General features: G+C 65.4%; 4 protein-coding genes and 2 riboswitches. Of the genes, 3 read left to right on the top strand and 1 reads right to left on the bottom strand.

Translation table 11 applies throughout. The annotated features are described in order from the left end of the window. A partial coding sequence (locus VGH68_RS03650) for a UvrD-helicase domain-containing protein (protein WP_331602142.1) occupies positions 1–1,467 on the bottom strand: 1,467 nt, incomplete at its 3' end. Positions 1,468–1,731: 264 nt separating this feature from the next. On the opposite strand from VGH68_RS03650, the gene VGH68_RS03645 reads away from it, so the two are divergent. The 3 genes from VGH68_RS03645 to gcvT form a co-directional block, all read left to right on the top strand. Then, a complete protein-coding gene (locus tag VGH68_RS03645; RefSeq protein WP_331602141.1) occupies positions 1,732–2,781 on the top strand; it encodes an oxidoreductase in 1,050 nt (349 codons plus the stop codon). A 214-nt stretch (positions 2,782–2,995) separates the two neighbouring features. Further along, entirely contained in the window at positions 2,996–3,346 is a 351-nt protein-coding gene (locus VGH68_RS03640; RefSeq protein ID WP_331602140.1) for a hypothetical protein, read from the top strand. Positions 3,347–3,647: 301 nt separating this feature from the next. After that, positions 3,648–3,748: riboswitch (glycine riboswitch) on the top strand. A 22-nt stretch (positions 3,749–3,770) separates the two neighbouring features. Continuing rightward, positions 3,771–3,930, top strand: a riboswitch (glycine riboswitch). Positions 3,931–4,010: 80 nt separating this feature from the next. Then, a partial coding sequence (gcvT, locus tag VGH68_RS03635) for a glycine cleavage system aminomethyltransferase GcvT (protein ID WP_331602139.1) occupies positions 4,011–4,760 on the top strand: 750 nt, incomplete at its 3' end.

The following is a 4,760-nucleotide window of genomic DNA, read 5'->3' as shown; positions in this document are numbered from 1 at the left end:
CTCGTCGAGCAGCGTGCCGGCCGCGTCCTTTTCCGCGCGATCGGTGAGGCGTTGCATGAAGTCGCAGAACGTACGCATCGGCTCGATCTGGCGTGGCGACAGACGCGCTTCGATGCCGCCCATATACACCGCCTCGAACAGCGACACCTTCGCCTGCCCCGCGAATGCGCCTAGCGCTTCGAGTGTCGTATTGCCGACCCCGCGGCGCGGCGTGGTGATTGCGCGAATGAATGCAGGGTCGTCGTTCGCGTTGGCGATCAGGCGCAGGTACGCGCAGATGTCCTTGATCTCGGCCTTGTCGAAGAACGACTGGCCGCCCGACAGCACGTACGGAATCCGCTCCCGACGCAGCACCTGTTCGAAGATGCGCGCCTGGAAGTTGCCGCGATACAGGATCGCGTAGTCGCGGAAGTTCGCGCGCCGCTCGAACTTGTGCGCGGACAGCCGAAACACCACCGACTCGGCCTCGTGCTCCTCGTCGTTGCAACCCGTCACGGTGATCGTGTCGCCCATCCCGTGTTCGGACCACAGCTTCTTCTCGAACAGCTTCGGATTGTTCGCGATCACGTTGTTCGCGGCGGTCAGGATCCGCACCGTCGAGCGGTAATTCTGTTCGAGCTTGATCAGATGCAGGTTCGGAAAATCCTTGCCGAGCTGGCCGAGGTTTTCCAGCGTCGCGCCGCGCCAGCCGTAGATCGCCTGATCGTCGTCGCCGACCGCCGTGAATGCCGCGCGTTTGCCGGCCAGCAGCTTGACGAGCTCGTACTGGCACGCGTTGGTATCTTGATATTCGTCGATCAGCAGATAGCGCAGCTTGTTCTGCCAGCGGTCGCGCACCTGCTCGTTGCTCGCGAACAGTTCGGCGGGCAGGCGGATCAGGTCGTCGAAATCGACCGCCTGATAGGCGTGCAGCGTCGCCACATAATTGCGATAGACGATCGCGGCCTGGTGTTCGTCTTCGGTCGATGCGATCGCAATCGCCTGCTCGGGCATGATCAGACCGTTTTTCCACAGCGAGATGATCGACTGGACCTTGCGGATAAAGCCCTTGTCCGTCGAGCCGACCTGCTCCTGGATCATGCCGAAGCAGTCGTCGGAATCCATGATCGAGAACTGCGGCTTCAGGCCGACCTGCTCCGCTTCCTGGCGCAGAATCTGCACGCCGAGCGAGTGGAACGTGCAGACCGTCAGCTGGTTCACCGGCACCTTGCGGCCTTCCTTGCCCGGCGCGGTCAGCGTCTTGCCTTCGAGCAGTTTGCCGACGCGCTCGCGCATTTCCGCGGCGGCCTTGTTCGTGAAAGTGACGGCGGCGATGTGGCGCGGCTCGAAGCCCTTGGCTTCGATCAGGTGCGCGATTTTCTGCGTGATCACGCGCGTCTTGCCGCTGCCCGCGCCGGCGAGCACGAGACACGGACCGTCGAGATAACGGACCGCTTCACTTTGAGCGGGGTTCAGGCCTGCGGACATCGTCTGTGGATGGGTACGGTTGAGGGCTGTCGAATCGCACTGGCGGGAGGCGCCGGCCGAAGGCCCGGGGGCATGCTGCGTGGCGCGCGCCGTGCTGGGACTAAGGTCCTGCGTGGGGCGAGCCGCGCGAGAGCAGCGATGTTAACACGGCTGCCTTCCGATGCGCGGCGGCGCCCCGCGTCCTCCCACAAATGCCACAATAATGAAATTGCGCGCCGCCGCCGCGGTGGCAAGGCGGCGCACCGTTTTTGCAGGAAGACACGCATGTCCGCATCGCTGAAGATTGGATTGATGGGCTACGGTTTCGCCGGCGCGACGTTTCATGCACCGGTGATCGAACATTGCGGGCGCGCGAGCGTCGCCGCGATCGCGACGGGGCAGACCGAGCGCGCGCGGGCCGACTATCCGCACGCGAAAATCGTCGCCGATCTGGACGCGCTGCTCGCGCTCGATGAGATCGACTGCATCGTGATCGCCACGCCCAACGACACCCACTTCGACCTCGCACGCCGCACGCTCGAAGCGGGCAAGCACGTGGTCGTCGACAAGCCGGTCACGCTAACCGCCGCCGACTCCCACACGCTCGCCAACATCGCGCTCGCGCGCGGCAAGCTGTTCGCCCCGTTTCACAACCGTCGCTGGGACGGCGATTTTCTGACGGTGCGCGATCTGCTCGCCCGCGTCGAGCTGGGGCGCGTCACGCAGTACGAATCGCATTTCGACCGCTTCCGGCCGGGCGTGCGCCAGCGCTGGCGCGAAGACGTGACGCGCGGCGGCGGACTGCTGTTCGACCTCGGCCCGCATCTGATCGACCAGGCGCTCGCGCTGTTCGGCGCACCGCAAACCGTGTCGGCGACGGTGCGCGCGCATCGCGACGACGCGAACGCGCCCGACTACGCGCATATCCAGCTCGGCTACGGCGAGTTCGAAGCCGTGCTGCACGCGAGCGCGCTGACGGCCATCCCCGGCCCGCGTTTCGCGATTCACGGCACGCGCGGCAGCTACGTCAAATACGGGCTCGACACGCAGGAAGATCAGCTGAAAGCGGGGCTGCGTCCCGGCAACGAAGGCTTCGGCGCCGGCAATGCGGCCGGCGTGTTGCGCGTGATCGACGGCGATCAGGAGGTCGAGCGCGAATGGCCGACCCGGAACGGCGAGTACGCGGGCTTCTATATCGCGTTGGCCGATTCGATCGAGAACCGCGCACCGTTTCCGGTCAGCACGCAGGACGCGGTCGACGTGATGACGATCATCGAACTCGCCGCGCGCAGCTCGGAACAGGGCATGAGGTTACCGTTCGAGCGCATTCGCTGAGCCCGCGCCGGGCTCGCCCGGCATCACGCCGCACTGCTTTGTGTACCAAAACCGGCCCGCTCGATGCGCGGCCGAGGCCTCCGTTCGGGCCTAGCTGACATTCCCGCAAGGAACATAACGTTACAAATTTGCGCGCCGCCGGGTCGGCGGCCGGTCGTCATCAACCGTTGCTAACGGGGGCCCCCCGCTCAAAACAACGACTTCCGGAGAATCCATGCCTCGTATCATCCGTGCCCTCGCCGCATGCGCGCTGCTCACTTCTGTCGCCGCCTGCGTGGTGACGCCCCCGCCGGCCCAGCGTCCGAGTCCAAGCCCGCAGCAGATCGCGGACCAGCGTCTGCACCAGGTCAACGGCCGCATCGACAATCTCGCGCGCCGCATCGACAACCGCGTGAATCAGGGTTATTACCCGCCGCCGCAGGGTGCCGCGCTGCATCACCGGCTGGAGACGATTCGCGAGGAAGCGCACGACATGGCCGCGCGACACGCCGGCGGGCTCTCCGCCGAAGAGCAGCGCGTACTGAACGAGGAACTCGACGGCGCGGCGCACGCGATCGGTGAGTAATCGGCTGAGCACGCGCGGCCGATGAGCGAGCCATCGAGCCGCTTACCTCCCGCCGAACAACTCGCGCCGCAAACGTTCGCAGCCGTCCGTTGCAGCGCGATCGACAAGAACTGCGCGAAGCACCATACAAGCTGTGACGCAACAGCAGCGACGTAACAGCAGCGGCCTGAAAACAGTGGCACAAAAAGCGCGGGGATCACTTCCCGCGCTTTCTTTTTGGTCGCGACCGCATCACCGCGTTCGCCACCAGAAGCCGCGCGGGCCTTTATTTGACAAGCCCCTGCCCGTCGCGTAAATTCGCCGCACGCGTCGGGAGAGCGTGCTGGCCGCATGAAACTCGCAGGCCGCACCGCCGAAGGGGCACACCCGCAAACTCTCAGGCAAAAGGACCGAACGCGTCGAAGAAACCCGCCTTGTGCCGGCTTTTTCGCACTCTGGAGAGCGGCAGTAGCCATCCGCGTTGCACGTCGTGCAGAGCAGGCAGGCTGCCCACCGAAGGGGCGCGCGTCACCGTGACGAATCGAAGCTCATCGAGCAGGTCACGGCAGCGCAATCTCTCAGGTATCGAGGACAGAGGGGTCATGTAGCACCACGCTCGCACGCACATCGCCGCGAGACGTAGAGCCGCATGGCCTTTTTTGTTTCGCGAGATGCCCGAGGCCCCATGACCGAACTCAAACACACCCCGCTCAACGCCACTCACCGCGCGCTCAACGCCCGCATGGTCGACTTCGGCGGCTGGGACATGCCCGTCAATTACGGCTCGCAGATCGACGAACATCGCGCGGTGCGCACCGACGCCGGTATGTTCGACGTGTCGCACATGTGCGCGGTCGATTTCACCGGCGAGCGCGTGCGCGCGTTCTTCGAATTCGCGCTCGCGAACAATGTCGCGAAACTGCAAACGCCGGGCCGCGCGCTCTACTCGTGCATGCTGAACCCGAACGGCGGTGTGATCGACGATCTGATCGTCTATTACTTCGCGGAAGATCACTTCCGTCTGGTCGTCAACGCCGGGACCGCCGATAAAGACATCGCGTGGTTCGGGCAGCTCAATGCCGAAGGCGGCTACGGTCTCACGATCACGCCGCGCCGCGATCTCGCGATCATCGCCGTGCAAGGGCCGAACGCGCGCGAAAAAGTCTGGCAAGCCGTGCCGGCCGCCCGCGCCGCCACCGAACCGCTGAAGCCGTTCAACGCCGCGCGCGTCGAAGGCACGCCGTTCGGCGAGCTGACCGTCGCGCGCACCGGCTACACCGGCGAAGACGGCTTCGAGATCATCGTGCCGGCCGCCCACGTCGAAGCGCTATGGCATGCGCTCGCCGCGCAAGGCGTGCGCCCGGCCGGCCTCGGCGCCCGCGACACGCTGCGCCTCGAAGCCGGCATGAACCTGTACGGCCAGGACATGGACGAC

This window comes from Paraburkholderia sp., from assembly GCF_036488505.1.
In the GTDB taxonomy this organism is placed as follows: Bacteria; Pseudomonadota; Gammaproteobacteria; order Burkholderiales; family Burkholderiaceae; genus Paraburkholderia.
Note: the sequence above shows the minus strand (reverse complement) of the source record. Positions and strands in the feature narration are given on the sequence as shown.